The sequence below is a fragment of the Mucilaginibacter sp. genome (assembly GCF_039207105.1).
Lineage (GTDB): Bacteria > Bacteroidota > Bacteroidia > Sphingobacteriales > Sphingobacteriaceae > Mucilaginibacter.
Genome location: NZ_JBCECK010000319.1, coordinates 1 through 2,120 on the forward strand (window position 1 = coordinate 1; position 2,120 = coordinate 2,120).

The 2,120-nt window shown below is 45.5% G+C and carries 5 protein-coding genes and 1 pseudogene; 1 reads left to right on the forward strand and 5 read right to left on the reverse strand.

Going from position 1 to position 2,120, the window contains the following annotated elements:
- Positions 1-240, reverse strand: a 240-nt coding sequence (locus tag AAGC65_RS26065; RefSeq protein WP_343115375.1) for an NAD-dependent epimerase/dehydratase family protein, incomplete at its 3' end; no start/stop codon positions are given.
- 1 nt (position 241) lies between these two features.
- Positions 242-436, reverse strand: coding sequence for a hypothetical protein (locus tag AAGC65_RS26070; protein ID WP_343115376.1), 195 nt, complete (start codon positions 434-436; stop codon positions 242-244).
- Positions 437-508: 72 nt separating this feature from the next.
- Here AAGC65_RS26070 and AAGC65_RS26075 point away from each other — a divergent pair, with 72 nt between their 5' ends.
- Complete coding sequence (locus AAGC65_RS26075) at positions 509-661, forward strand: hypothetical protein (protein ID WP_343115377.1); 153 nt, start codon at positions 509-511, stop codon at positions 659-661.
- A 61-nt stretch (positions 662-722) separates the two neighbouring features.
- Here the strand turns inward: AAGC65_RS26075 and AAGC65_RS26080 are convergent, their stop codons facing one another.
- The 3 genes and pseudogenes from AAGC65_RS26080 to AAGC65_RS26090 form a co-directional block, all read right to left on the reverse strand.
- Positions 723-1,166 carry a hypothetical protein gene (locus tag AAGC65_RS26080; protein WP_343115378.1) on the reverse strand — a complete coding sequence of 148 codons (444 nt, stop codon included), beginning with the start codon at positions 1,164-1,166 and terminating at the stop codon, positions 723-725.
- Between the two features lie 27 nt (positions 1,167-1,193).
- A complete protein-coding gene (locus AAGC65_RS26085; RefSeq protein ID WP_343115379.1) occupies positions 1,194-1,556 on the reverse strand; it encodes a response regulator in 363 nt (120 codons plus the stop codon).
- 173 nt (positions 1,557-1,729) lie between these two features.
- Positions 1,730-2,120, reverse strand: a pseudogene (locus tag AAGC65_RS26090) (DNA ligase); the annotation flags it as partial.

A 2,120-nucleotide genomic window follows, 5' to 3' on the forward strand; every position in this document is an offset into this window, starting at 1 on the left:
ATCGGGCGGCGCGGGCGGATTCAGGATAAATACCCGCTCGGCTTGTGAGAAAAGCGCTGCTAAGCGGTGGGCATCTCTTACATCCGCTACCTCATAAGCTGCGCCTTTCGCTTCCCAGTCTTTGGCCTTCGCGGCATCGTGACCGATGACCAAAACTGGTTGTTGTTGTTGCAGTAAGGCAGCCATCAGCGCGGTTCCGATATGACCGCTGCCACCTACTATCGCGTGTGTATATTTCATCTTATTTTTCGTTAGCCGGTATTTCCTCCGGGTGATGTTCAAAATGAATACGTGCCTGCTTGAGACCGGTAGCAATGGCTTCACCTTCGTTGTGCGTGGTTTTCAATACTTCGTTGGCGATCTCCACCGCTTTCTCGCGTAAGTATTTCGGTTGGTTTTTATAAGATGGCGGATAGTCGCCGTTATACCAGGGCATAGTTCCTCCTTTTTAAACTGCGATCCTCAGATCATTCAAATACGGCATGACGAATAACGTATGTTCAAAAGCATGAAACCCGTCGATCAAATGGGTATGGTCATCAAAGAAAACCTCAATGTAAAATTTATCAAAATTGTAAAGTTTGACGTAATGATCCCCGCTCAGCCGGTCAGCCAAAAAGGTCGCCTTCAAAACCATTTCGGTTTTTTGATGGTCGTCTAACTGGTTAAATTGATCCGAGTTCATAGATCATTGATTACAATTGCCGTGCCTGTCCGTTATTTTACTTTTTACGCAGACTGAGCATCACTGCACCAGCGACCAGCCCGCCGATGGTGTACCAGGCAACGGTCAAAAGTTTCGTTTTTTCTGTACGGGTGACCGGTGCATCGCTTAACCCCATCGGTTTGGTTAATGTTAGGGCGCCGATGCCTGCGGCCAGTCCGGTAAGCGCGCCAGCGGTTATGAGGTGTTTCTTTTTAACCAATCCGATGAAACTATAATAAGCAGCATTGCTGAGCAGGTCTGCGGCTAACGTCGCTGTAAACAGCGCATCACCTGTAGGTGGTTCTATATTAACTTTTGCTAATGCCTTAGACAAGGCTTCTTCGCCGATTAGGTCAACACGTGGTGTATCGTGATCGAATTGTTTAACGGTCTGGTGGATAATATTTAGCGTAATGGCACCTGTAATGCCGCCTATGATGCTGCTGATCGTTTTTTTCATGTTGAAATAAAACGAAATACCGTGCCATTAATCGGCCAGGATGAGGGCATCAATCGCCCGGGTCAGGTTGTCAAGATCAAAAGGTTTACTGATTACACCCTCACAACCGTAAGTACTAAGATCTAATTTGGGATCCTGATATGCAGTAAAAATGATAACTGGAATATCCTTTAGTTGCGGATGCAATTTAAGTTCACGACATAATTCTCCACCATTGGCATCAGGCAACCGATAGTCCAGCAGTATTAGGTCAGGTAGGTAGCTTTCAGCTAAGGCAAAAAGTTCCGCACCGGTGTTGATGCCTCGAACTTGATAACCTTCATAAACTAACACTTCGGTAACTATCTGCAGGATATCTGCATTATCGTCGAGGATAAGTACTTTTCTCATAGGTAATCGCTGTATTGAAATTAGCATGAAAGCTGAAAGCGATAAAGTCGTTCAAAGTGCCTTATAGAGGCAGTCTTCGCAATTCGACCGAGATCAGTGATCAACAATACAACGTAAAGGTACACTTTATTTAATTAATAGTAAAAAAGGTCAATTGCAAGGGGTTGGCTTGATCACGTAAACACACTTTGCGCCTTTTTCACGGTTTTAGCCAAGTCAATGCCTTTTCCTAAGACACCTGTAAACAAGTCGCCGGTCTCTTTTAACCGATCAATAGCATTATGGATCATAAAATCCCGCATTGTTAAACCGGATTTGACCTCATCCCAATGCACGGGCATCGATACCGTGGCACCAGGTTTGGGACGTAAAGAGTAAACGCCTGCAATGGTCGCGCCGGGGCGGTTTTGCAGGAAATCCAGGTACATTTTTCCTTTGCGGTTGGCGATCATGCGTTCCAGTGTGGTAAAGTCCGGTGTTTGTTGATGTACCAGTTTGACGATGATATTGGCGAACAACTGGCTTTGATCGTAAGTATATTGCGCGCCGAGCGGAATGTAAATA

Coding starts and splice junctions, on each gene's coding strand:
- AAGC65_RS26075 (WP_343115377.1), top strand. CDS start 509: ATGAAACCCGTCGATCAAATGGGTATGGTCATCAAAGAAAACCTCAAT.
- AAGC65_RS26080 (WP_343115378.1), bottom strand. CDS start 1,166: ATGAAAAAAACGATCAGCAGCATCATAGGCGGCATTACAGGTGCCATT.
- AAGC65_RS26070 (WP_343115376.1), bottom strand. CDS start 436: ATGCCCTGGTATAACGGCGACTATCCGCCATCTTATAAAAACCAACCG.
- AAGC65_RS26085 (WP_343115379.1), bottom strand. CDS start 1,556: ATGAGAAAAGTACTTATCCTCGACGATAATGCAGATATCCTGCAGATA.